This window comes from Leuconostoc sp. JNUCC 76 (assembly GCF_053667755.1).
The window spans coordinates 1,377,524-1,403,203 of sequence record NZ_CM132206.1; the positions used below are offsets into that span (position 1 = coordinate 1,377,524).

Annotated in this window: 25 protein-coding genes and 1 riboswitch; of the genes, 3 read left to right on the forward strand and 22 right to left on the reverse strand. The window is 36.5% G+C overall.

Annotated elements, in window-relative coordinates; translation table 11 throughout:
- Window positions 1-32: 32 nt before the first annotated feature.
- From JNUCC76_RS06980 to JNUCC76_RS07025, 10 genes are all read right to left on the reverse strand, one after another.
- Window positions 33-623: an ECF transporter S component gene (locus JNUCC76_RS06980; RefSeq protein ID WP_454153735.1), complete on the reverse strand. Its 591-nt coding sequence runs from the start codon at window positions 621-623 to the stop codon at window positions 33-35.
- A gap of 97 nt (window positions 624-720) precedes the next feature.
- A riboswitch (FMN riboswitch) is annotated at window positions 721-857 on the reverse strand.
- 28 nt (window positions 858-885) lie between these two features.
- Complete coding sequence (locus JNUCC76_RS06985; protein WP_454156549.1) at window positions 886-1,635, reverse strand: pseudouridine synthase; 750 nt, start codon at window positions 1,633-1,635, stop codon at window positions 886-888.
- Window positions 1,628-2,227, reverse strand: coding sequence for an SMC-Scp complex subunit ScpB (gene scpB, locus JNUCC76_RS06990; RefSeq protein WP_211636490.1), 600 nt, complete (start codon window positions 2,225-2,227; stop codon window positions 1,628-1,630). Before scpB ends, JNUCC76_RS06985 begins: the two co-directional genes overlap by 8 nt.
- Complete coding sequence (locus JNUCC76_RS06995) at window positions 2,220-2,996, reverse strand: segregation and condensation protein A (protein WP_454153736.1); 777 nt, start codon at window positions 2,994-2,996, stop codon at window positions 2,220-2,222. Before JNUCC76_RS06995 ends, scpB begins: the two co-directional genes overlap by 8 nt.
- Window positions 2,963-3,337, reverse strand: coding sequence for a riboflavin biosynthesis protein RibT (locus JNUCC76_RS07000; protein WP_454153737.1), 375 nt, complete (start codon window positions 3,335-3,337; stop codon window positions 2,963-2,965). The genes JNUCC76_RS06995 and JNUCC76_RS07000 overlap by 34 nt, the downstream gene beginning before the upstream one ends.
- Before the next feature lie 5 nt (window positions 3,338-3,342).
- Window positions 3,343-4,239, reverse strand: coding sequence for a site-specific tyrosine recombinase XerD (gene xerD, locus JNUCC76_RS07005; RefSeq protein ID WP_454153738.1), 897 nt, complete (start codon window positions 4,237-4,239; stop codon window positions 3,343-3,345).
- Window positions 4,236-5,099, reverse strand: coding sequence for a CvfB family protein (locus JNUCC76_RS07010; RefSeq protein WP_454153739.1), 864 nt, complete (start codon window positions 5,097-5,099; stop codon window positions 4,236-4,238). The genes xerD and JNUCC76_RS07010 overlap by 4 nt, the downstream gene beginning before the upstream one ends.
- A gap of 88 nt (window positions 5,100-5,187) precedes the next feature.
- Complete coding sequence (locus JNUCC76_RS07015; protein ID WP_454153740.1) at window positions 5,188-5,634, reverse strand: GatB/YqeY domain-containing protein; 447 nt, start codon at window positions 5,632-5,634, stop codon at window positions 5,188-5,190.
- An 82-nt stretch (window positions 5,635-5,716) separates the two neighbouring features.
- On the reverse strand, window positions 5,717-5,902 hold the full coding sequence (gene rpsU / locus JNUCC76_RS07020) for a 30S ribosomal protein S21 (RefSeq protein WP_011680015.1): 186 nt from the start codon (window positions 5,900-5,902) through the stop codon (window positions 5,717-5,719).
- Window positions 5,903-6,038: 136 nt separating this feature from the next.
- On the reverse strand, window positions 6,039-7,307 hold the full coding sequence (locus JNUCC76_RS07025) for an MFS transporter (protein WP_454153741.1): 1,269 nt from the start codon (window positions 7,305-7,307) through the stop codon (window positions 6,039-6,041).
- 139 nt (window positions 7,308-7,446) lie between these two features.
- On the opposite strand from JNUCC76_RS07025, the gene JNUCC76_RS07030 reads away from it, so the two are divergent.
- A complete protein-coding gene (locus JNUCC76_RS07030) occupies window positions 7,447-8,994 on the forward strand; it encodes a PucR family transcriptional regulator (RefSeq protein WP_454153742.1) in 1,548 nt (515 codons plus the stop codon).
- A gap of 101 nt (window positions 8,995-9,095) precedes the next feature.
- Complete coding sequence (locus tag JNUCC76_RS07035; protein WP_454153743.1) at window positions 9,096-10,502, forward strand: amino acid permease; 1,407 nt, start codon at window positions 9,096-9,098, stop codon at window positions 10,500-10,502.
- 51 nt (window positions 10,503-10,553) lie between these two features.
- On the opposite strand, the gene JNUCC76_RS07040 is transcribed toward JNUCC76_RS07035, so the two are convergent.
- From JNUCC76_RS07040 to JNUCC76_RS07055, 4 genes are all read right to left on the reverse strand, one after another.
- Window positions 10,554-11,420 (reverse strand): YitT family protein, encoded by an 867-nt coding sequence (locus JNUCC76_RS07040; protein ID WP_454153744.1) that lies wholly within the window; start codon window positions 11,418-11,420, stop codon window positions 10,554-10,556.
- Between the two features lie 101 nt (window positions 11,421-11,521).
- Window positions 11,522-13,297, reverse strand: coding sequence for an aspartate--tRNA ligase (gene aspS, locus JNUCC76_RS07045; protein WP_454153745.1), 1,776 nt, complete (start codon window positions 13,295-13,297; stop codon window positions 11,522-11,524).
- The gene (gene hisS, locus JNUCC76_RS07050) at window positions 13,294-14,595 is read right to left on the reverse strand and encodes a histidine--tRNA ligase (RefSeq protein WP_454153746.1); all 1,302 of its coding nucleotides are present in this window, start codon (window positions 14,593-14,595) and stop codon (window positions 13,294-13,296) included. Before hisS ends, aspS begins: the two co-directional genes overlap by 4 nt.
- Window positions 14,596-15,003: 408 nt before the next feature.
- A complete protein-coding gene (locus JNUCC76_RS07055; protein WP_454153747.1) occupies window positions 15,004-15,999 on the reverse strand; it encodes an aldose epimerase family protein in 996 nt (331 codons plus the stop codon).
- A gap of 172 nt (window positions 16,000-16,171) precedes the next feature.
- On the opposite strand from JNUCC76_RS07055, the gene JNUCC76_RS07060 reads away from it, so the two are divergent.
- On the forward strand, window positions 16,172-17,101 hold the full coding sequence (locus JNUCC76_RS07060; RefSeq protein ID WP_454153748.1) for a helix-turn-helix domain-containing protein: 930 nt from the start codon (window positions 16,172-16,174) through the stop codon (window positions 17,099-17,101).
- Here the strand turns inward: JNUCC76_RS07060 and JNUCC76_RS07065 are convergent.
- From JNUCC76_RS07065 to JNUCC76_RS07100, 8 genes are all read right to left on the reverse strand, one after another.
- Window positions 17,098-18,270 carry a galactokinase gene (locus JNUCC76_RS07065; RefSeq protein WP_454153749.1) on the reverse strand — a complete coding sequence of 391 codons (1,173 nt, stop codon included), beginning with the start codon at window positions 18,268-18,270 and terminating at the stop codon, window positions 17,098-17,100. The genes JNUCC76_RS07060 and JNUCC76_RS07065 overlap by 4 nt on opposite strands.
- 28 nt (window positions 18,271-18,298) lie before the next feature.
- A complete protein-coding gene (locus JNUCC76_RS07070; RefSeq protein ID WP_454153750.1) occupies window positions 18,299-19,711 on the reverse strand; it encodes a glycoside-pentoside-hexuronide (GPH):cation symporter in 1,413 nt (470 codons plus the stop codon).
- 167 nt (window positions 19,712-19,878) lie between these two features.
- Entirely contained in the window at window positions 19,879-20,550 is a 672-nt protein-coding gene (locus JNUCC76_RS07075; protein ID WP_454153751.1) for a histidine phosphatase family protein, read from the reverse strand.
- A 1-nt stretch (window position 20,551) separates the two neighbouring features.
- Window positions 20,552-21,271, reverse strand: coding sequence for a glycerophosphodiester phosphodiesterase family protein (locus JNUCC76_RS07080; RefSeq protein ID WP_454153752.1), 720 nt, complete (start codon window positions 21,269-21,271; stop codon window positions 20,552-20,554).
- A gap of 3 nt (window positions 21,272-21,274) precedes the next feature.
- A complete protein-coding gene (locus JNUCC76_RS07085) occupies window positions 21,275-22,603 on the reverse strand; it encodes an ABC transporter substrate-binding protein (RefSeq protein ID WP_454153753.1) in 1,329 nt (442 codons plus the stop codon).
- 61 nt (window positions 22,604-22,664) lie between these two features.
- The gene (locus JNUCC76_RS07090) at window positions 22,665-23,483 is read right to left on the reverse strand and encodes a carbohydrate ABC transporter permease (RefSeq protein ID WP_454153754.1); all 819 of its coding nucleotides are present in this window, start codon (window positions 23,481-23,483) and stop codon (window positions 22,665-22,667) included.
- Window positions 23,473-24,372, reverse strand: coding sequence for a carbohydrate ABC transporter permease (locus tag JNUCC76_RS07095; RefSeq protein ID WP_454153755.1), 900 nt, complete (start codon window positions 24,370-24,372; stop codon window positions 23,473-23,475). The genes JNUCC76_RS07090 and JNUCC76_RS07095 overlap by 11 nt, the downstream gene beginning before the upstream one ends.
- 34 nt (window positions 24,373-24,406) lie before the next feature.
- Window positions 24,407-25,483 (reverse strand): ABC transporter ATP-binding protein, encoded by a 1,077-nt coding sequence (locus tag JNUCC76_RS07100; RefSeq protein ID WP_454153756.1) that lies wholly within the window; start codon window positions 25,481-25,483, stop codon window positions 24,407-24,409.
- Window positions 25,484-25,680: the final 197 nt, after the last annotated feature.

The window sequence follows — 25,680 nt, forward strand, 5'->3', positions numbered from 1 at the left end:
ACACCAACACCGACTTTGTTCATAATGTTTTGTTAAGAATGGAACCTTCTCTGTAGTGGCTGTATTGCCCTTAATATAATCATGCTCACGACAAACCATATAATACCCTCAATAAGATTAAACGGTAACACCATACCAATAAAATAGTTTTTTAAACCAATGAATTTAGCAATGTCGAAATTAGCAAACCTCGCATACAAAGGTATAGCTACAAACCAGTTGATAACAATCGCAACAATTGTCATGACAAACGTGCTGCTTATTAACGGTATGATTTTTTTTTGCCAACTACTATACTGCTCCAGATTAAACATTGTAATTTTTAAAACTGTGACAAAAGCTAACACAACCAATAAATTAACCGGCAATCCTAAATAAGTGTTAACCCCCTCATTTGCCAGAATTAACTTCAGCAAGGTACGGATTAAAATAATCCATAGTGAGGCAGAATAATTTAACCAGTATAAGCCAATGACAACTGGTACGATTGAAAAATCTAGCTTTAAAAAATCAGCACTTGGAATGATTGGCACTTGGGGAAACAGCATCAAACCAAATGAAATAGCGCTTAGTATTGCAATTAATGTAGTACGTTGCACTCGCGTTACAGGAACAATTGACATATTTCTTTCCTCTTGTTTGCTTACCCACAGGTAAATGCAAACAAAAAACCACAGATTTTGTCAGGGTACAACAAAAAATGCAGCTTTCACTTTCTTTTTTAGACTTCTTTATACCCGACTTTACGGTCGGCTCTGGATTTTGACCAGATCAGCTGCAAAAGCAGGTCGCGGGCTTACCATGAAAATTCATGTCTCACCGCCGGTTGGGAATCACACCCGACCCTGAAGTTATTATTAAATTTGATTTTATTGTATCACGGTGTTACTTACGACGCAACAATTTGTAATCTTGTGCCTTTAAGCGTTTGATCTCTACGCTTGTTAATTTACGGTACTCACCCGGCTGTAGACCAGTGACATCAAAAAAGGCATACTGCTCACGCTTGAGCTTTTGTACTGGTAGACCAACCTTCGCAAGCATGTTTTTGACCTGATGATTACGACCTTCATGAATAGTTAGACGGACCATACTTGTTCTCTTTGTCTGCTCAATTCTTTCAATGGAAACGCGAGCTGGAGCAGTTTTACGACCTTTTAGGACCACCCCACGTTTCAAAGGAGCTAACTTTTCTTCAGTTGCAATGCCTTCAACCTTTGCAACATAAGTCTTATCGACTTTAGTTTTAGGATGCATTAATTGGTTAGCAACTACACCATCATTGGTTAATAACAAAACACCAGTTGTATCATAATCTAGACGGCCAACTGGATAAACGCGTTGATCCACATCCTCTAAGATATCCAACACCGTACGACGACCTTTTTCATCATCATTGGTTGTCACAACCCCACGAGGCTTATTTAACAAGTAATAAACTAATTTCTCACGCCCTTCAATTGGCGCACCGTCGACCTGTACTTTATCATTTGCAGTAACTTTTGTACCTAATTCGGTAACAGTTTGCCCATTAACTTGAACACGCCCTTTGATGATCAATTCTTCGGCACCCCGTCGGGATGCTAGACCCGCTTGGGCAATAATTTTTTGCAGTCTCTGTGCTTCTTCAGACATTTTCTTTTTCACTTTCTGATTGATGTACATCAAATGCACTCGTAAATAGTTCTCCATCAATATCATCACCTAACTCTAACATATTAAAATCAGGTAACGGAGGTAGTTCTTCAATACTTTTCAAACCAAAATAGTCCAAAAATTCATCGGTAGTACCAAACATGATGGGACGTCCTGGTTCGTCTTTTCTGCCAACTTCGTGGACTAGTTGCCTTAATGCTAGCTTCTGTAAAGTCCCTGAGGATTGCACACCACGAATTGTATCAATTTCAACACGTGTAATTGGCTGCTTATAAGCGACAATAACTAGTGTTTCGAGTTGTGCTTGCGATAATGTTGCATTTACAGGTGAATCAAAATACTGTTTTACTGTGCCACCAAGTTCCGGTTTAGTCACTAGGCGATACACATCGTCACTTTCACGAATTTGTAATGCACTACTTAAATCAGTATCATACTTTAACACAAGTTCTTCAAGCAATCCTTGTATTGCTGAACGATCAAATCCAGTGATAATGCTCATATTTTTCACGGAAATGCCTTCATCGCCAGATACGAACAATAGTGCTTCTATTTGACTTAAATTATTCATCTTCGCCAAACGCCTCAATTTCTACATAAATTTCTTGTTGTTGGTGTTCTTGGTGTAATTTTAATCTTCTATCTTTGGCCATTTCTAATAACGCCAAAAAAGTGACTACCAAATGTTCCCGCTTATAAATATCATCAAAAAAAGAAGCAAATGAAATCATATCACCTGTTTGATGCTGTAATAAATGTTTATTGATGTTGTTAACAGCTTCCTCTAGAGAATATGTTTCCGCAGTAACATGCCTTCTGATAGGTTTTTCCTGCTTTTTTCGCCGCAATAGTTGAGCAAAAGCTGTTTGTAAATCTCCTAACGATAAACCAGGAGCTAAAGTTATGGGATGTTCCAAATTATCAGGAGCCTTCATTTGAGTACGTGGAAAGGATTGTTGTTTTAATTGTTCACGTTCACGCAAAGATTCGCTTGCCACTTGAAATTGTTTGTAGGTCAATAATTGTAGCATCAACTCTTCACGTGGATCCGCATACTCTTCATCTACGGCATAATCATCTGGCTCTTCTTCTGGTAACAAATCAGCGGACTTTATCTTAACTAAAGTAGCAGCCATCACTAAATATTCACTTGCTACATCAAGCTGCATAGCCTGTTGTGCATGAATAAAATCTAAATACTGAGATGTAATGTCAGCAATTTGCAAATCAAAAATATTCATCTCGGATTTCTTAATTAAGTGTAATAACAGATCGATTGGTCCTTCAAAGTCACTTAATTTAATTGTTAGACCGTTTTGCGCGATGTTGCTTTTCTCCATTTGTTAATTAACTTTTGATTATCCAAGGTACCCATTAAAAAGGTTTCAGGATGTTGCTCTTGATAATCAGAAATCATGTCAAAGTAGTTTCTGACACTGCGTGACTCGGGGGTCAAGGCAACATGACGAATTATAGCAATATTGTTATTATAAATCTCAACACCTAGAACACCAAGTACTTGTCCTTGGGACTCTTTTTGCCAAACATATAAAGATCTTGCTTCATTATCATGATACCATGCTATTTCCGCATTTAAATGAGATATTTCACGTAGGCCTGGCAGCAACGATAAAATACCCATAATTGTTTTTTCATCTGATTGTCTTGATTGTGTCAACATAATTTTTACGCTCTGGGGTGGTATTCATCATACACTTCACTAAGTCTTTTTTTCGAAATATGGGTATAAATTTGCGTTGTCGAAATATCCGCATGTCCCAATAATTCTTGAACTATACGCAAATCAGCGCCGTTTTCTAAAATATGAGTAGCAAAAGAATGACGAAGTGTATGGGGAGAAACATCTTTAGTTATTCCAGCAGTTGTTACTAACTTTTTTATAATCTTCCATATTCCCTGTCGTGAAATTTGATTTCCACGATCGTTTAAGAAAACATAAGGAGACTCTTTATCTTTAAGTAAAACAGTACGGCTTTCATTAAAATATCGAGTCAGCCAATCAATCGCAATTTCACCAATTGGAATAATACGTTCTTTGTCACCTTTTCCAAGCGTTTGAATCAATCCCAATTGCAAATGAAGGTCACTCATTTTTAAATTAACCAATTCACTGACACGCAAACCAGTTGCGTACATCACTTCTAGCAATGTTCTATTTCGAAGACCAAGTGGTGTATCTTCTATCGATACTTGTAATAAACGGTCAATTTCTTCGATGCTCAAAACTGCTGGTAGGTGCTCCGCTTTTTTGGGTGGGCGAACATCACTCATTGGATTATGGGCGACCACTTTTTCTCGCACTAAATAGCCAAAAAAGTTACGCAATGTCGTAACCATTCTAATAACTGAACTATTGGATTTGCCTAGATCTCTGAGTTGATTCAACCATGACAAGATAACAATATGATCAACTTGATCAAGCACCAGTTTTTCACCATTTAGATACTCACCAAATTGTACCAAATCTTGGTGGTAACTCTTAATTGTATTTTCAGATAAGCCACGTTCAATTCGAATATAGTGTAGATAATCCACTATCGCATTGTCAATTTCTTGCATCATTTCTCAACTAATTTTATACCATCGTCAATTTGTTCAATTAGTCTATCCTTGTATAAATGACCCAAGGCTCGTTTGAACTGACTCTTACTAAATCCAAATTGACGCTTAATTGCCTCTGGGTTACTTTTATCATTGAATGGTAAGAAATGATCCGCCCGTCGTTGCAATTGCAACAATAAGAATTGTGCATCCTCATCCATGGTCTTATAGGCCAAAGGTTTCAGTGATAGATTTAATGTGCCATCATCACGGACGCCAATAACACGTGCATCAACGACTTGTCCTAAACGTGGCTCATCGTCACGTTGCGAAGGATGAATAAAACCAAGGTAATATTCATCAGTAATAACCAAAGTACCTGCCATTTTGTTACGATAAACTGTGGCCTTAACTGTGGTCGATTTCATACTTTCCGGTGCACGACGTGATACAGCATTAATAATATGCTGTTGAGCTATTTCACCCCACAAACGGCCTTTATGATCTTCTTTAATGGCAATCATCAATTTGTCACCTTTTTGTGGCCAAAGTGTTGAAATCGTTGGTAGATCATCAAGAGAAACAACGATATCCTTATTGGGCAAGCCAATTGAAACAAAGACACCCAAATCATGTCGATTCGCTACGACTGTTCCCCAACCGTAGACTGATTTCTGTACAGCAGGCGTTTTCTTGGTGATTTGTAGTTTGTGTCCTTCATTTTCATAAGCAAATCCGGTCACAAATCCGCCGATTTTGAGTGGCTTCTCAAGTTCTGCCTTGTCAATTTCATATGTAAAGCCATCGACTTGTGCAAAGAAATATTTCTCATTTTCATCAGTAACGTTTGCTTTAATTATTGTTCCAACTTTTGGATTCATAGCGTTTTCCTTAACGTACGCAACATCACGCACTTTTTATAATACTTATAGTTTACCATGTGTGGTTTACATAATCTATAACGGTCAATTAACCTTTTAACAGATTTTTCACTTGATTAGCAACAAATTTACCGTCAGCCCTTCCTTTGACTTGAGGTGTGACAATACCCATCACCTTACCCATATCTTTTGGAGATGTAGCGCCCGTCTTTTGGATTGCATCCTTCACCATTTCGATAACCTCTTCGTCACTCAAAGGTTCTGGCAAATACTTTGCTAAAATAGCTAGCTCTGCGCGAATACCAGCAGCTAAATCTTCTCGATTGCCTTTTTCAAACTCTGTCAACGAATCTTGACGTTGTTTAACTTCACGTGAGAGGACTGTTAATTCTTCTTCCTTTGTTAAATCATGGCCTAAATTAATCTGCTCGTTCATAACCGTTGATTTAACCATGCGAATCACTGACAAAACATCTTTATTTTTGTCTTTCATGGCCTGCTTTATATCATTATTTAACTCTTCTAATAAACTCATGTATATCAACCTTTCAAAATTCAATCTATTGTTATTCTACCATAAAAGAAAAACGCCACCTAAGTGACGTTTTAGAATCGAATTAACGACCCTTCTTCTTGTTACGCTTTTGTGCTGCTTCAGACTTCAATTTACGAGCAACTGAAGGCTTAACATAGTATTCGCGCTTACGGTATTCTTGGAGAGTACCGTCTTTTGAAACACCACGCTTAAAGCGACGCAATGCATCATCCAAAGATTCGTTCTTACGTACGATGACCTTTGCCATGTGATAACCCTCCTTTCTCGCATTTTATTTCGTTAAACGACATGCAGTAAATACTTATTTATTATGACAGACTTTCGCGTAATCGTCAATACTATCAACACTGTAATCATGCATTTCATAGCAATTTCCAACATCATTAGTGATCAAGCTTAGATGTGTGCTTTGTATCCGTCATGCGCCAATAAACTAGCAAACTAATGAACACAACTACAGTGACATAGACAAAAAACAAATTTTCGTGGTTTATTTTTTTCAGGTACAAGGCAACGTATTCAACCGTGCCACCAAAAATAGCGACCGTCAAACCATAAGGCAATCCTACACCTAATGCACGAATTTCAGTTGGGAACATTTCAGCTTTAACAATTGCATTAATTGACGTATAACCTGTAACAATAATCAATCCAGCCAGCATGAGTAAGAAAGCCCCCATCCCCGTTTTCACTTGTTGCAAAGTGAGAAAAATAGGAATTGTAAATATTGTCCCCATAATACCGAACCAAAATAATAATGGCTTACGACCTATTTTATCCGATAATGCACCGGCGATAGGTTGTAAAATCATAAAAATAAATAATGCTGCAAAGTTGATTAGCGTGACTTCTTGTGTTGGTAATCCAACAGAGTTAATCATAAACTTTTGTAAATAAGTTGTATAAGTGTAGAAAGCGATTGTCCCACCAAGTGTTAATCCAACTACCGTCATGACAGATTTTGGATACTTTAATAAGAGCCGCAGACTACCATTATTGTTTTTCTTTTGCGCCTTAAATTGGTCAGATTCTTCCATGCTCAAACGAAGGAACAATACCACGATAGCTCCTAGAGAACCAATAACAAATGGAATACGCCAACCCCAGTCAGTCAACATTTCTTCTGATAGCATTGATTGTAAAACAATTTGAACACCCAAGGCAATGAGCTGTCCACTGATTAATGTCACATATTGAAATGAGGCATAAAAGCCACGATGTCCGCGACTGGCCATTTCAGAAAGGTAAGTTGCTGAAGTACCATATTCTCCACCCAACGATAACCCTTGGAATAGCCTTGCCAACACCAAGATGATTGGTGCAGCAATTCCTATTACATGGTAACTAGGCGTTATCGCAATTACAAGCGAACCTGTGGCCATAATCAATACTGATAAGGTTAATGCGGCCCGGCGACCATGTTGATCCGCATATTTACCTAACACTAAACTTCCTAAAGGTCTCATCAAAAATCCAATTGCGAAAACTCCTGCCGTACTTAATAATGCAGCCGTTTTGTCATGGCTGGGGAAAAATGATGGGGCAAAATAGATAGAGAACGAGGCATAAACATACCAATCAAACCACTCAATTAAATTACCTAAGGATCCCTTTAAAATATTGCTGACAATTTTCTTTTCTGTACGTTGCATACGCTCACCTCATAATGTTTTCTTTACTGTAACGAACGCATAAAAAATAATCACCGTCATATTGCACAACATTTTTAATTTTATTTGTACACAATAAGCAAACATGGCATAATAGTAACAATACAATTGGAGGTCAATTATGAATGTTAAAGAATTATTAGCTAACCCCGTATTAGCAGAATACCCAATTTTAGCAGGCGCCGAAGGGCTCAATCGTGAGGTCAGTCAAGTGGGTATGATTGATGCACCAGATTTTGATGCCTATATTGCTCCTGGTCAATTACTGCTCACTACTGGCTTTTTGTTCAAAGAAGATTGGACATTACTGCGAGACTTAATTATCGCGCTAGATCATCATAATGCTGCTGGCTTAGGCATTAAGACAAATCGACATTTATCACAGTTGCCTCGTGATATTATTATATTAGCCAACAAACGTCGAGTGCCAATTCTCATGACCCCGAATGATGAATTGATGCCACAAACCATTCAAAATATCACTGATATTATTCTGAACACTCATACGGGCGAATTGCATCAAATCGTTAATATTAATCACCAGCTATCAACGATGCAAACTAATAATACCTATCAACATCTGTTAAATTTGAGCGCGGAAATTTTAGAAGCACCACTAACCCTATTGGACTCACATTTTCGTGCCTTGTATGCCAGTACTGATTTACTTCCGCAACGTGACTTTTTCACCAAATTTTTACGAGAAGAATCCGGGATTGATTATTTAAATTTAACTCAAAAAGTTCACGTTACCTTCAATAACACAATTTTTGAGATTTCTCCTATTTTTTCTGCTCTAAACGAAAATAAAGCCTTTGTAGCTATTATGAGTCCAAATAAGACATTATCAGATTTTGAACTTTTAAAACGCGAACAGGTAATTACTGCATTGGGATTTTCAAATTCGAGAACCGATTTGTTAAATGAAACTGAGTTTCGCAACCGTTCTGGCTTCTTTTTGAACATCATGCAACACGGGCTAAGTGATGATGCGATTGACAATTATCTAAAGAACGCAAACATTGATTCTAAAAATCCCTATCGCGTAGCAGTCATTGACTTTACAGCGAAAAAAACAGTGATTGAAACACATCAATTTGAAATATTACAAGCACTGACGCGCTGGTTTGTTAACGAATCAAACTGGTCTGTACTTCTATTTTCCTATAAACAACAACTAATTTTGTTAGTTGACAATAAAATTGATACACGCGCATTTCTCAAAGAATTATACGATTTTCTAACATCACAATCAAAGTTAGAATATGATTTTACTGTTGGCTTTTCTCGAGTCGCAGAGCCCATTCATGCATTAGCAGATCTTTATGAGCAGGCTAACCACGCGCTTCAATTGACATCAGTAGCACATCCAATTATGCGGTTTAGACCCAAGAGTGCACAAGAAATGTTAAACTTGTTACCTAAGCAAGAAAGTGATGCTTTTGTGGAAAGAATACTGGGCCCAATTTTAGACAATCCTAGTCTTCTCAAAACATTAGAGACCTATATGTTCTTGCATCAAAATGTAACTGCTGTCGCTTCTGACATGTTTGTACACCGGAATACTATTAATTATCGTCTGAAAAAGATATCTGAGTTATTAGATGTTAACCTTGATATGCCTGATGTTTTGGTCGATATTCAATTGGCTTTTTTGTTACTTGGTTAGGCACAATGCACAATAGATCATCCTGTTTTTTGTTCACTAATAAATGAGGTTTTAATGATAAATGTGTTAGAATTGTTATCAGTCGAGGAGGCATAATATTTATGAGTCAACAAAAAAACGCAACGATGAATGCCGATGGTACCATACGTGGTTTGAAAAAGAAACACGTACAGATGATTGCCATTGGCGGTACCATTGGTACAGGACTTTTCTTGGGAGCTGGAAACTCTATTGCTAAAACTGGGCCATCAATTTTGATTGTATACGCAGTGCTTGGTGCATTTTTCTTTATGATGATGCGGGGTATTGGTGAAATGCTTTATGCAGATCCTTCCCAACATACATTTGTTTCTTTTATCAGTAAGTATGTTGGGGCTGGAGCGGGATATTTCGCTGGATGGTCCTATTGGATTGGACTACTTTTCGTAGCTATGGCAGAATTAACGGCCGTATCAACTTACGTTAAGTTTTGGTTCCCAAGTTGGAAAACTTGGATAATTCAAATTATCTTTTTGTTTGTTTTAACTATGATTAATTTAATTGCTGTTAAAGTATTTGGTGAAACAGAATACTGGTTTGCAATGATTAAGATCATTGCAATTGTCGCAATGATTGCAGTAGGATTAGTACTAATATTTACAGGATTTAAAGCCCCTGCAAGCGGTGGTAATACAGTTGCTTCATTTGGAAATGTATTTTCAAACTTTTCACTATTTCCGAATGGTGCTTCTATGTTCTTTGCTGCGTTCCCAATGGTTTTTTTCGCCTTTCAAGGTATGGAATTCGTTGGAATTACAACAGCTGAAACAGAGAATCCTCGTGAGGTTCTACCAAATGCTATCAACACAATTATTATCCGTATTTTGATTTTCTACTTAGGTGCTATGATTATCATTATGTCAATTATTAATTGGCATGTTATTGCTAAAACACCAAATTCTAGTCCCTTTGTCATGGTGTTCCAACTAGCAGGGTTCAAAGCAGCTGCTACTGTCATTAACTTTGTCGTATTGACATCTGCTGCTTCAGCATTAAATTCAGCTATCTATTCAGCAGGCCGTCATTTCTATCAACTTGCTGAAGAATCAGATTCAAAATTCATGATTAACTTTCGTGAAATTTCATCAAATGGCGTTCCTGCTAAAGCAATCATATTCACAGCTATCTTAGTGTTAATATCACCTGTGATTAATTCAATCCCACAGATTACTAGTGCGTTCAGTTTAATTACATCGATCTCATCAAACATGTATATCATCGTTTATGCAATGACAATGTATGCTCATCGTAAATTCCGAGAATCAACTAATTTTATGCCAGATGGCTTCCTGATGCCAGGATACAAGTGGACTAGTCCACTAACATTGCTATTCTTCGTCAGCATTTACGTCAGTTTGTTCTTTCAAGCAGACTCTCGTGTTGCTGCCATCGGCGCAATTCTGTTCACGATAGTCTTCGGTTACCTTTCTCACCGAAAGTTTGCTTCTAAAAATACAGTAACAGTGTAAAAAATAAAATAGGATAAAAAAGGAGACAACACTATGTTGTCTCCTTTTTTACTATAACTCTGGCTCGTAAAAACGTCCCACAGTATGTTCGATTTTCCAAGTGGAAGAAAAAGCTTGTTCATCAATCTCTTTAATCGCTTCTCGTAACTCAAATCGTTCTTGTTGCGTGATAACGGTTAGTAACACCGAACGTTCTCTCCCAGTGTAACCACCACGTGCCTCGTCGATAATGGTAACACCTCGTCGAAGCTTATTCTGAATACTATCCACCATTTCATCTGGTTTAGTAGTAATAATCATCACTTGCATTTGCTGCTGACGTGTATAGAAAACATCTATCATTCGCGAACTAATAATAACACCTACAATTGAGTACAAAGCATACTTCCAACCATATGTTATCCCAGCACCTACCATAATCAAGGCATTGAAAGATAAATTAATTGGTCCCATTTTAAAGCCGTAATGCTTCTTAACTAAGAGACCAATAACATCTAAACCACCTGTTCCGACGCCATACCGTAATGCTGTACCAACCGCCATACCATTAAGCGCACCACCAAACATGGCATTTATTAACGGGTCCGTTGTTAAAACACGCGTGGTATCAAAGACGGGAATTAACGCCGAACTGAGCAAAACTGCTAACGTCGTAAAGATAGCAAATCTCCACGACAGCTTCCACCATGCAATGGCTAACATTGGTAAGTTAACTAAGGCTAGCGCTAAAGCGACGGGAATTCTATCACCGGTTAAAGTTGAAACAAGTTGGGCAAATCCTGTGAATCCAGAGGAATAAATATGCCCTGGATGCCAGAAATAATTCATTGCAAAGGCAACGATTACACCATAAAATACTGCGCCACCAATACGACTAGCGTATTGGTTTTTCATAAAATTGTGAACAATTTTTTGCATAATCAATATGCATGTTACACGATAAAAAATCTAATGTATAACACACATTTATCTCCAAGTTTTATCTAAACTAATAATAACACGAATTTGTATGATAACAATTACTCTGCGTCTGGAACAAACAATCCTAATTCGTTCAGTTGTTTGCCTTCAACACGAGTTGGTGCCTCAGTCATTGGTTCAGTAGCTCGTGAATTCTTTGGGAAAGCAATCACTTCACGAATATTTTCTTGGCCAGCTAGTAGCATTGCCAAACGATCCAATCCTAGTGCGATACCACCCATTGGTGGGAAACCATATTCCATACCCTCAAGCAAAAATCCAAAGGCTTCATGTGCTTTTTCAGGAGTAAATCCAAGTGCTTTTAGCATCTTTTCTTGAATATCCATACGATGAATACGAATTGATCCAGATCCTAGTTCGTAACCATTTAGTACTAAATCGTAGCTTTGAGCATGCGCCTTATGAGGATCTTCACCATCATTCAAGTAGTGTAAGTCTTCCTCATTTGGCATCGTGAATGGGTGATGAGCAGCAATCCAGCGGTCAAAGTCTTCAGAGTATTCAAACAATGGCCAATCCACAATCCAAGCAAATGCCCAAGGATTCGTTTGATCAATCAAATCTAATTCTTTAGCTGTTTCACGACGCAAATAATCTAGAGTCGCTGAAACGATATCAGCACGTCCGGCACCAAATAACAACAAATCTCCGACTTGAGCGTCTGCCGAAGCAATCAGTGCTGCCTGTGCTTCGTCATCAAAGAATTTAGCAATAGGACCGGTCAGGCCTTCTTGCGCTACTTTCATCCAAGCTAAACCTTTTGCGCCGAAACGTTCGATGTATTTTGTTAGCTTATCAATGTCTTTACGTGAATAATGGTCAGCCCCACCAGGAACAGCCAACGCTTTAACAACACCGCCGCCTTTAATAGCATTTGCAAACACACCAAATTCACTATTCTTTACCGTTTCAGACAAATCCTTGATTTCGTAAGCTATACGTAAATCTGGCTTATCAGTACCAAAGCGATCCATAGATTCTTGCCATGTCAAAGTTGGAATTTTAGCTGTATCAAGATCAAAATCTACAACGTCATGCATCATCGCCTTAACCCATGCATTGACCAATTCACGGATTTCATCGGCCGTCATAAATGACGTTTCTACGTCCATTTGTGTAAATTCTGGTTGACGGTCACCACGCAAATCTTCATCACGGAAGGCGCGGGCAATTTGGAAATAACGATCGAATCCTGCGCCCATCAACAATTGTTTAAATAATTGTGGTGATTGTGGCAAGGCATAAAATGATCCTGGGAAAACACGAGATGGTACTAAATAGTCACGGGCCCCTTCCGGTGTTGATTTTGCCAGTACGGGCGTTTCGATGTTAATAAAATCATGAGTATCCATAAAATGCATGGCGCTACTCATAATTTTTGAACGAATGCGTAAGTTTTTTTGCATCTCAGGGCGGCGCAAATCTAAGTAACGATACTGTAACTTCAATTCTTCATTGGCATTCACATCATCTTCAATATAAAATGGTGGTGTTTTTGACGTTGACAAAATTTCCGCCTCTGTTACATCGACTTCGATTGTTCCAGATTTTATTTTTGTGTTAATTTGATTTTCAGCACGTTCAATAACATGACCAGTAATTTTTAGAACATATTCACTACGAACTTTTTCTGCGACTGCTAGGGCGTCAGCGTTTGTTGCGTTAAAAGTTAATTGAACGATACCTTCTCGATCACGTAAATCAACGAATATCAAGTCTCCAAAATCACGTCGTTTTTGTACCCAACCGGTCAATGTGACTGTCTGGCCTAAATAAGTTTCATCAATTAATCCTGCGTAATTAGTACGTTTCATTCCTTGTCCCCTTCTGCATCCATGATAAGTGGTAAATTGGTATATAATTCTGACAATCGAACAGACTTTTGTTCGCCATTTGTCATATTCTTGATGTTAACAATTTGTTCTTCAAGTTCTTGCTCGCCAATCGTTATGACATATTTGGCATGATGACGATCAGCTGCCTTGAACTGTGCTTTCGCTGATTTTGACAAATAATCACGTTCAGCAACGTAACCAAATGATCGAACAGCTTGAACAATTTTTGTTGCGATAACATCAGTAGTATCACCGATATTAACTACGTAAAAGTCTAAATTCTGTTCTTCTGTTGGGGCAACATTTTGCGCTTGCAATAAATCCAGCAAACGTTCTACACCAATACCAAAGCCAACACCTGGTGTTTCCGGACCACCAAATTCCTCAACCAAACCAGAGTAACGACCGCCACCAGCAATTGTTGCAGCGCCTTTTAGACTTTCATCTGTAGTCATGATTTCAAAAATTGTGTCGTTATAATAATCCAATCCTCGAACCATTGTTGTGTCAATGTCAAAGTCTAAATTTAATGCAGTTAAAATAGCTTGCAACTTTTCCCAGTGTTTAGTCGATTTTTCAGACAAAAAGTCCAGGATTGATGGTGCATCTGCAACAAAGGCCTGATCACGGGGGGCTTTAGAGTCCAATACACGTAATGGATTTTTTTCTAAACGAGCTTGTGAATCTGCAGATAGTTCATCAAAATGTGGCTTCAGATAATCAATTAATGCTTGTCGGTAAGCATCCCTGGACTCTTTATCTCCCAAGGTATTAATCGCAACTTTCAAATTTTTTAACCCGAGCGTTTGAAAAAAGTCAATAACCATCGCAATTACTTCAGCATCTAATGCTGGCGAATCTGATCCAAATACCTCTGCACCTATTTGATGGAATTGACGGAAACGACCAGCCTGTGGCCGTTCATAACGGAACATCGGCCCCATGTAAAATGCCTTATAAGGTTTGTCAAATTCCGGTCCATATAACTTATTTTCCACATATGCTCGGACGACACCTGCGGTACCTTCCGGACGCAAAGCGATGTGACGGTCACCCTTATCATGAAAATCATACATTTCTTTTGTCACAACATCAGATGTATCACCAGCTGAGCGTGAAAAGACTTCGAAATTTTCAAATAACGGTGTGCGAATTTCTTTGAAATTATAGTCACCAAATAAAACACGGGCAACTGCTTCTACATGTTGCCACTGTACTGTTTTTTGAGGCAGTAAATCTGCTGTTCCTTTGGGACGTTGAAATATAGGTTTTGCCATAGTTGTTATCGTTTTTAGTGTTTTTTATCAGAATTTTGAAATATACGACATATTAGTTAACATATTCATCGCTATCCAAAAATAATCAACAACTGCAAACGTATTTCCTCCATTATTTTTTATCTTGCTATTTAAAATCCGAAAAAAGCGCCCTCAACGATTTCTCGTTAAGGGCGCAAATGCACGGTACCACCTTAGATTTTAACATTTTCATGTCACTTTAATTGCTTAACGCGCAACCACGAGCTATCTTGATCAATAGCAACCTCCAAGGTGTCCAAAATTACGTCTCTGTTTTGCTCGCATCTTCCGCAAAATTTCTTCATGTCCTGACGGTAATTTTTCCAATTCATCGGTTCTAATATAAATAATCATAGCTGTAAGGCTGAATAAAGTCAAGTGAAATATTTAATCTGTTATCTTATAAGTCACCGTGTATTCTTTCACCTGGTTAGCTGGCAGCACAATGTCGCCAAATCCCTCATGATTCACGGCGTCCGGCAATGTTTGCATTTCAACAGCAAGAGCTGTGAATGGTGCATTTTCTGCCCATTCATCATCATGATCTTTGATTCCTGGATTAGTCATAAAAATAACAACACCATTCCGATCTGAATCGACTGTTAGTGTTCGGCGACTAACAGGCTCTTGCACAATAACACCAACTTCGTCACGCTGCTCATCTAGCAACCAGGCATCATCAAATTGATCATCCCCTATTTTACGTAGCTGTGAAAAGTCAAATTTGGAATGCTGATTTTCTACCAATCGGCCAGTAGGAATTGTTTCGTCATCTACTTCAACATGTTTGTGAGATGCCACTCGCAACTCATGATTTGTGATATCGGCATCTTTTCCTGTTAGATTGAAATAAACATGTGTCATAGGATTATACAGTGTTGGTTCTGTTGATTCACCACTAAACTTAATCGTTAACTTATCGTCGTCATAAAGTGTGTAAGTCACATTCATCTGTAATTGGCCAGGAAATTCATCGTCAAACGTATGTGACAAAGCAACTTCTGCAGCTGTACCCATGTTGCGTGCTGTTCCTTGCCAATTAATCGTATCAAAACCATTTACACTTGAATGTAAGACATGCCCATTTTCATTTGGTGTTAATGTAAATGCCGTGCCAGATAAATTGTATGCAGTTTTAGATAGTCGACCACCCACACGTCCAATAGTATTTCCAAAATGAAAAGGATTGTCTAAGTATTGCTCTAAATCATCAAATTGAACAAGCAATTCTTTTTTCTCTCCTAATCGCTCAATAGAAAAAGACTGCCATGTCGCACCATACGATATAACCGTTACTTGAGTATGATTAACGTTTTCTAACGTAAACGCGGTTACCTTTTCGCCATCAGGCAATGTACCAAACACTTCTTCTGTAACTTTCATATACTACCTCTTTCATTTAATTAAAAATTTTGTTTTAAACTATTTATCTAACCTAATAATAAATCACTTGGATAACACATAACAAGTATTATCACTTATCAATAAATGTTTTTAAAAAATGATATACTAATGTTGGAAGCGCTATCATTTATTTTAAAAAGGTCGTTAAATTATGGAAAAATCATTATTTAATATCGTTAATGAGCACACGCTTGAATCAAGCATATTCTTTGATTTCTCTGGCGTTAGTAAAACTTTCTCTGGTCATGCTTCTGGCCCATTAAAACGTTCACATTATCTGCTTCATTTTGTCTTAGAAGGCCAAGGAACTTACTTTACCATGAATCATAAATATACCCTGAAAGCAGGTGACTTTTTCCTTATACGACCTGACGAAACAATTTTTTACCAAGCCGATTTGAATAATCCATGGCACTATGCATGGATATCCATTGGTGGTGCTGAAGCAGCACAACTAATTGAGAATTTCTCGCCTTTTCGTAATCACCATGATACTTTTTCTTGCGCAACTGTTGAAAATTATCTTAAATTAATTGTTGAATCACTAACGTTAACAGGTCATAGGCCACAAGCCGAATTGCGATTAAATCAAATTACTAGTGAAATACTCCTGTTGTTAATGAATGAAAACTCTTGGAACATCACTGAGCATCAAAACGCAACAATACGCCCCATGTCAGAATACACTAAATTATCATTAGCCTATATCAATAATAACTTTACTTACGACACATCTATTACTGACATAGCTAATGCTATTAAAATCAACCGTTCTTACCTCTCGCGACTCTTTCGCCGAGATGTGGGTATTTCACCAAAAAAATTTTTATTACGACTTCGTATTAACGAAGCTTGCCAATTACTTCAAACAACCCAGTTGTCAATTAATCAAATTTCCGAAAAGGTTGGTTTTAGCAGTCCTTCTGTTTTCGGCCACTCATTTACAGAGTTCATCCATGAAACACCTAGTGCATATCGAAAGCGAAGAAGTTTCAATAATATCCAAGAACAACACTCATTAGAATGGCAACAGATTAATGATATTTTAGGACATTTAAGTGCTGTGCAGCAATCTACTTAATCATTAAGCTTAGTCGTGCCATTGCCAACATGTGCCACGTAAAATTCTGGAGCATAGCCGACCACATTCATATAGTCATCATAGACTTTGTTTTCAAAATTGGAAATGGCTGTTTCTTTAACAAGTGCTATTGCACAACCACCGAATCCAGCACCTGTCATTCGTGCTCCTAAAACACCTGGCTGTTTTTGTGCGGAATGAACTAGCGTATCTAACTCAAGTCCAGTAACTTCATAATCTTCTTTTAGAGAGGCGTGAGAATCATTCATTAATTGTCCAAATGTTTGCAAATCACCGTCGGACAACGCTTTTTTTGCTTTTAAAGTGCGCTGATTTTCATAAACTGCATGACGCGCTCGTTTTACAAGTGTTTCGTCGTGAATTAATGCAACATTGTCATCAAATTCTTTATCAGTCAATTCACCTAATGACTTAATATTAAGTTCCGTTTGTAATAATTTTAAAGCAGTTTCACATTGTGCGCGCCTTTCGTTGTACTTCGAATCGCCTAATTCACGACGTTTATTCGTATTCATAATAACAATCGCATATTCACCAAGGACAATAGGAACCAACTCATACGTCAATGTATTTGTATCTAACAAGATAGCCTTTTGTTCTTGACCAAAACCAATTGCAAACTGATCCATAATGCCAGTATTAAGACCAAAGTATTCATTCTCAACTTTTTGACCAATTTCAACTAATGATAACCTAGAAACATCCAGATTAAACAAGTCCTCTAAAACAACCCCCACTAATAACTCTAACGACGCTGATGAAGAAAGACCTGCACCATTGGGAATGTTGCCCTCGACCAACAGATCAAATCCTGTGTCGAGTACATAACCCTGCTCTATTAATTTGACGATAACGCCTTTAACATAGTTGGTCCACCCATCATTTACATCAAAATCAAGCTTCTTATAGTCTAACTGAACTACGCCTTTTTCATCAAAATTAACCGAATAAACTAAAATACGATTATCATCTCGTTTTCTGGCAACACCGTAAGTCCCATAAGTGATTGCAGCGGGAAAAACGTGACCGCCATTATAGTCCGTATGCTCACCAATTAGGTTAATCCGCCCTGGCGAAAAATACTGTTGGGTTTCGTGAGGGCCAAACTTTTCAGCAAACTTCGTGTTTAGTGCTTTAATTCTTTTCATGGGTAGTCAACCTTTCAAATTATACTGATTACTTCTTGCTGTAGCGTAATTCGAGTTCTGCAACTATCTTCGCATGCTTTTTTTCAGTTAGTGTCACTTTAAACATAAAAATCAGCAAAGCTACAATCATTAATGCTGCAGGAATATAAAACGCATACAGTTTATAAGTATGAATACCACTAGCTGTCATATCATTAAATGTCGCATTACCAGTCATACCAGCAGCAATTGCAACAAACCCAACAATAGCATTTGAGAATGCGCCAGCTAATTTATCTAATAAAGGACGTAAGGACAGTGTTACGGCCTCGTTCCGCTGACCATTTTTCCATTGTCCATACTCAACAGAATCGGTAATTGTCATTAGTACTGATAAGAAAATAAGTTGTTGTGGAAAATAAAAGAATATTAATCCCAAACCAACAATCCACAAGTTGGTACCAGCAATTGTAAACATGACATAGCTTAATACCATTAGCCCAATACCACTAGCAAAAACATAGCGACGTGTCATTATTTTGGCTAAAAACGGAAACAGAGGTACAGCAATAATACCCGTAATCATAGATATCACACCCACCATTGCAAACTCTGTCACCTGACCAATGACGAACTTGAAGTAAAATAATAACACCCCAGTCGTTGCCACATTAGCGATAGCATAAAACATGTAAGATAATGCTAACCAAAGTAACTGATCATTTTTGATAATGGCTTTAAATACATCCAAAATATTATACTTTTCACTGGCCTGTGTTCTCAAAACTGTTTTATTTTCTTTTGAAAATTTCGCTGTAATTATTGCTGATCCTGCTGATAAAACAGCAACAATAAACGCAAACCAAAACCATCCAGTAGCACTCTCTTTGCCAGCTCCCCCTGTAATAGCAGTAAAAAATGCCACAATGGGAACCACTAATGCTGTTGTACCATTAGCACCCAAAGAAGATCCAAAACGAGCAAATGTTGCTAAAGTGCCACGTTCTGCCGTGTCGGTGGAAAGTGCCGGAATCATCGACCAAAAAGCAATATCTTTAAATGAATAGAAACTATCCAAAATTACAAAAGCAATTATAAATAGTATGAGATATAGTGAAGGATTATTAACTGATAATCCAAAAAAATTCGTGAAAATAACAAGTAAGGTTACACCTGAAACGATACCACCAATTACTAACCAAGGCTTAAATTTTCCGTATTTGGACCGTGTATTATCAATAATACTACCAATAATTGGATCAAAAATAATTTCTACCAACCGAATACCAACAACAAGTGAGGTTACAATACCAATATATTTGGCTTCCGTTGCTTTATCACTACCCGCAAATAGGGTACTAGTGACAAAAATCATAAAATATGTTGATAACGTTACATAATACGCATCGTGCCCAAAAGCACCAAATGCGTATGAAAAACGCTGTTTCATTTTATCAGACATCTTTCGACTCCTTATATTTTATTATGTTCAGGATATGTATTAACAATACTATGTAAGCGTTTCCAATAATAGTGCAATTTGTTTCCTATTTTCGTTATTTTGTGATATTTTTTGATTCCACAAAAAAACTATCGCTGTTACACGATAGTTTTAACCGTTAAGAAACTTTATTCTAGACTATGTTGATTATATTGGTGTAATGTCATTTTAAGATTGTCTTTCATTTCAAAAATAGATATTGAAGCATTATCAGGATTGTTATGATAAGAATGTGTAATCCGAGTTGCTAACTTACGAATCAAGGCTCCATGAGTGACAACCAAAATTTTGTCTCCATCTTGTGACTCAGAAAAGACATGTTGTAAGCCTTGCTCAATACGATTCCAAAATTCTAACGAATTTTCTGCATCATGTGTTGGATCAATTAACTTAAATTGATCCATAATATCGTCTTCAGGAAAATATTTTGCTAATTCACTATCATTTTCTACGGCAGTTTTATTAATTGCACTCAAATCAAACAACTTTGAAAATATATTGAGTTTATCCCCTTCAAAAGATCCGAAAAATTGTTCACGAAAATTAGGAATGTATTCTAATGGCATCGTTTGTTTATTTTTGTTTTCTGACAATATGATGGCAGTAGTTGCTTTAGCACGACCTAAATCACTAGAATATACTTTGGCAAATGGCACTCGATTGATCGTTTTTCCAACATGAGAAACATTATTAACTCCCTCATGAGTTAACAAAGAATCTGACCAACCTTGTATTTTTTGACAAGTATTAAAATATGTTTCACCGTGACGAACAAAATATAATTGAACTTTTTTTAACATTTCAATTACCCAACTTTTCTCGCAATTGCATGGCCATCTCAAAATTATCTGTAAAAATACCAGTCATTTGAAGAGAAAATAATTTTTTCATCTGTTCTTCATCATTAATCGTCCAAATCCGCTGTTCAATATTAGTTTCCGATAAAGACTCGTAGTTTAAATGTAATGCTTGAAGATGATTATCTGATATCACTTTTTCTGGATTTAATACCTTAAAAGGGCTTAAGAATGCTAGGTTCTGTGTGTTATCAATTTGATACAAACGATTTAAGGTTTGAATATTAAAAGAAGAAAATACTATTGGCTGTTTAAAATCATAGTTTTTAAGTGTATTTAATACTATTTCTTCTATACCTGGATATTCGACTTGATCTGTTTTTAATTCAATATTTAATTGAATATTCGAATGATTAAAAACTGCTAACACATCGTCAAGGGTTGGGATATGTTCATCATGAATTTTATTTTGACTTTTTCTGTTTTCATCGTTTACTAGATAAACAGTGTGTAAATCTGCAAAATTGACATCTTTAATATATCCAGAACTGTCAGTTGTTCGATCTAACTTTTCGTCATGAATAATAACAGGAATATTATCCTTTGTTAAATGTACATCAAATTCAACAGCTTCACCATTTTGTGCTAGATATTCAAATCCAGCAATGGAATTTTCAACAAATTTCACTGGCATACCGCGATGACCAAAAATTTTTGTTGACATGTGTTATTCTCCTGTTTGTTCGTTTGCTTCCTTAATATCAGCAGTTGTTTGCTTAGCCGCCTTGCTAAGCTCCGAATCAACATCCTTACCATTAATAACATTTTCCATGGCATTTTGTGTATTAACACGTTCTTTGGACATTGCTGTAATCAATGCACCTGCACTAGCTGCGTTAATCTTTGTTGCTTTCAATTGGTTTACTGGTGCTGCCAAAATAGGTGTTTCCTTAAAGGCATCTTTCAGTAGTTTCGTATCATATGATTTAGTATTAACAGCAAAGTACCCTGTGTCAATTGACCACTGTGCTTGTTCCTTAGCCGATGTAGCAAACTTCAAAAATTCAAGTGAGCCTTTTTGAACTTTAGTAGACTTACCCTTTGAAAGCCAGATACTAGCACCACCAATAACAACACCGTTGGCTTTTGTACCTTCTGGATGAGGCAAATAAGTTACGCCAACATTAAAATTAGCATTTTTCTTGATATTACCTAATGAAGCTGATGAGTTCATAAACATATCTATTTGACCAGAAGTAAAGGCTGAAACTTCACTGTCTCCTGCATTTGCGCCGGTTCCATAATCAACTAATGTACCAGCTGTAGCATTTGTTTTTATCCAGTTGAGAATGTTTTTACCAGCTTTATTATTAAAGGTAGCTTTGGTAGCTGTCTTTTTACGACCGTTGTTATTGTTGACTAACGTTTGATTTTGATTAGCAAGCAATTCCTCAAAAGTCCATCCGTAAGGAAGAATTGATAACTTTGCACTACCAGTTTTTTCTTTCAGCTTTTTTGCAGCAGCAGTGACTTGTTCATAAGTTGGATTTGTTGGCAAATCATCAATACCTGCATCTTTAAAGGCATCCTTATTGTAATAAAGCACTGGTGCACTTGAGTTGAAAGGCATTGAATACAATTTTCCATCAATAGTATAATAATTCAAAATGTTTTTTCGCAAATTTTTAGTATTATAATTATACTTTTTAATCAATGTCTCCATAGGCTCAATCATACCTGATGTAGATAATTGCTTAGTTGAAATTTCGTTTGACTGGAATAAGTCGGGTGCCTTACTTGTGCCACCAACAGACAAAAACTTTGGTAATGCTTCAACATATTGCCCCTGAAATTCTGGTGTAACTTTATACTTTGTTTGTGACGCATTGAAATCATTAACAATACGTTCAATTGCTTGTTGGTTTTGTCCCGTCATCGAATGCCAAAAAACAATGTTTTGACGTTTAGTTTCTGCAGCATGAACCTGCGTTAATGGCAACAGAGAGCTCAATCCGATAGTTGCCAGCGCAGTATACTTTGCAAAATTCTTAAACATTTTATATTCTCCTATTTACTATATCAATTAATAAACTCTTCTCTATGAAAAGGTAAATAAACTATTTAATTACACCGTTTGTTAAACCCTTTTTAAAATATTTCTGACCTAAGAATATGATCAACAAGGTCGGAATGACTGAAACAATTGTTGCCGCCATAATCAGTCCCCAATTACTTGCTGTATCTTGCGAACGTAATTGTCTCAACCCAATTTGTACCGTTCGAACCTTATCATTTGTTGTGGAAATCAGTGGCCACAAGTACATATTCCAATTTGTTAAAAAGCTATACAACGCAAACGTAATAATGCTAACTCTTGTATAAGGCATTACAACTCTTGTAGCAAATTGAAAATGATTTAACCCCTCAATGTCACTTAATTGTCGTAAAGCCGTAGGAATTTGTTCAAAGCTTGTCTTCATCATAAATGTACCGAAGGCCGAAGCCAAAAATGGCAATCCTATTGCTGCGTACGTATTCAATAAGTTCAAATCACGCATTGTTGCAAAATTAGGAATAATTTGAGCTTCAAATGGCAACATCATCGTACTTAAAAATAATATAAAGGCAACTTTTTTAAATTTAAAATTCAAAAAAACAAACGCATAGGCTGCCATAATAGACAAAATAACTTGTCCAATCATAACTAGTCCCGAAACAATAAAACTATGCAATAGAAATTTAGTCATCGGTGTATTAGTAAAAACTTTAACATAATTTCCAAATTCAAGATGTTTGGGCCAGAGATTTCCCTGAGCAATGGATTGACTTGAAGACAAACTCAACGAAATACCTAAAAAAAGTGGTAACAACAATAATATTGTTAAAATAATTAGTGAAATTAGGCGAAAGGTTTTTTGAAAGTTACTAGTTTGCATTTTTAGCCCCTTTCTTATTTTTCACATAAAATTGAATCATCGTGAATACCATAATAATTACTGTCAAAATAACAGATTGTGCACTTGCTCGACCAACACTATGGTTGACGAAGGCGTCTTGATAAATAGCATATACTAGCAAATTAGTATGATAATCCGGACCACCGGAGGTTAAAATATCAACTTGTCCAAATGTTTGAAATGCATTAATCAACGTTACAACAGTAACAAAAAATATCGTAGCACTGGTTGCTGGAATCGTAATTTTTCTAAGTCTCATCCACCAAGATGCGCCATCTAAATCAGCAACTTGATACAAGTCTTGTGGAATCCCCTGAATGGCGCCTAGTAAAATTAAAAATGAAAATCCAAGATTCATCCAAACTGTTGTACCAATAATTGCTACCAGTGACCATGTTTGATCAGACAAAAAATTGATTTGTGGTAAATGTAGTAAAGTAAGTATTTTACTAAACAAACCAATTTGTGGATTAAACATAAACAACCATAAAATTGAAGCAACAGTTACAGAAACACCCATCGTCGATGAAAACATGGTTCGAAAGATGGCGATTCCTTTCATTTTTTGGCTAGCAAGTACAGCCATCAGATATGACATGATTAACGTTAATATCGTTGAGAAAAATACAAATATCAATGTCACTGTAAATGATGTACCAAAACTGTCTGAACTAAACAAATTTGAGAAATTTTTAAACCCTATAAACTTAATTGGATTTCCCATTAAATCAGTTAATTGCATGCTAAGAATAAATGTTTTTACCATTGGATAAAAAACAAAAATTCCTAGAATAATGAACGACGGTAACAATAGTGACCATGCCAATAAATTTTGACTTGTCAATTGCACCTTTTTATTTTTTTTCATAATATCTTAATCCAACTTCTTAACGGGTATTTTTTTAAATAGCAGCTAACTCTGATTGACCAATTTTAATCAAATTGCCTTCTGGTGTGAAAAGTAATACCTTATCTAGCAAGATATCGAAGTTAACTGAATCCCCCAAAGTTAAATTAATTTGTTCACTGGCTTTAATTCTAAAAGATTTACCAAAACCAATCTCAACTTCTATATTTGTGCCATCCCCCAATGGCTCAATATGCGTCACTTTCCCTGTTAGCTTTCCAGTATTATTCATAACTATATTTTCTGGACGAACACCTAACTTAAAATTACCTTGAACATGTTCAAAATTAAATGGCATTTTGAAAGTATTATTTAATTCTAAAACATCATTTTTAATACTGACATCTACTAAGTTGATTGCTGGAGATCCAAAGAAATCAGCTACAAATGTATTGGCAGGAACATTATAAAGATCTAAGGGCGAACCAATTTGCTCTATCTTACCATCATTCAATAACATGACTTGATCGCCCATCGTCATTGCTTCTGTTTGATCATGTGTGACATAGATAACTGTTATACCAAGTTGCTGTTGTAGTGAACGTATCTCTTTGCGCATTTCAGCTCGAAGTTTAGCATCTAAATTTGATAATGGTTCATCCATTAATATAATTTGCGCATCAGATACTAATGCTCGCGCCAAAGAAACACGTTGTCGCTGACCACCAGATAAATTACCTGGTTTTTTATCTTTATATTCTTCTAAATGAACTAAATTTAATACTTCACTTAGTTTTTTTTGTTGAATATCTTTAGCAGTATGTCTAGCTGCTAAACCAAATACGATATTTTCTGAAACTGTCAAATTAGGCATTAATGCATAATTTTGAAAGACCATAGACAAATTTCTGTCTTTTGGCGGTAATTGTGTTACATCTTTACCATCAATAACAATTGCTCCCTCGTCTATGGGGATAAATCCTGCAATAGCATTTAAAATAGTACTTTTACCTGATCCTGATGCACCAACTAATATATAGAATTGTCCATTTTCAATTGTTGTATTAATATCTGTTAAAACCTCTTCTCCATTTTCATACGTCTTTTTCAAATGTTGCAATTCAATCGACATATCATTAGCTCTCTTTCATTTCGCATCGATGACATTATATTTGTTAACATTTCAACTATAACAACTGTTTGTAAATGCAAATACTAAAAAATGTAAATTTTATAAACGCAGAGTAATCAATACGTATTTTTTGCGTAAAAAAACATCACATGACTATTTAAAGCCTGCGATGTTTAAAAAATGTAGTTTTTTATGAA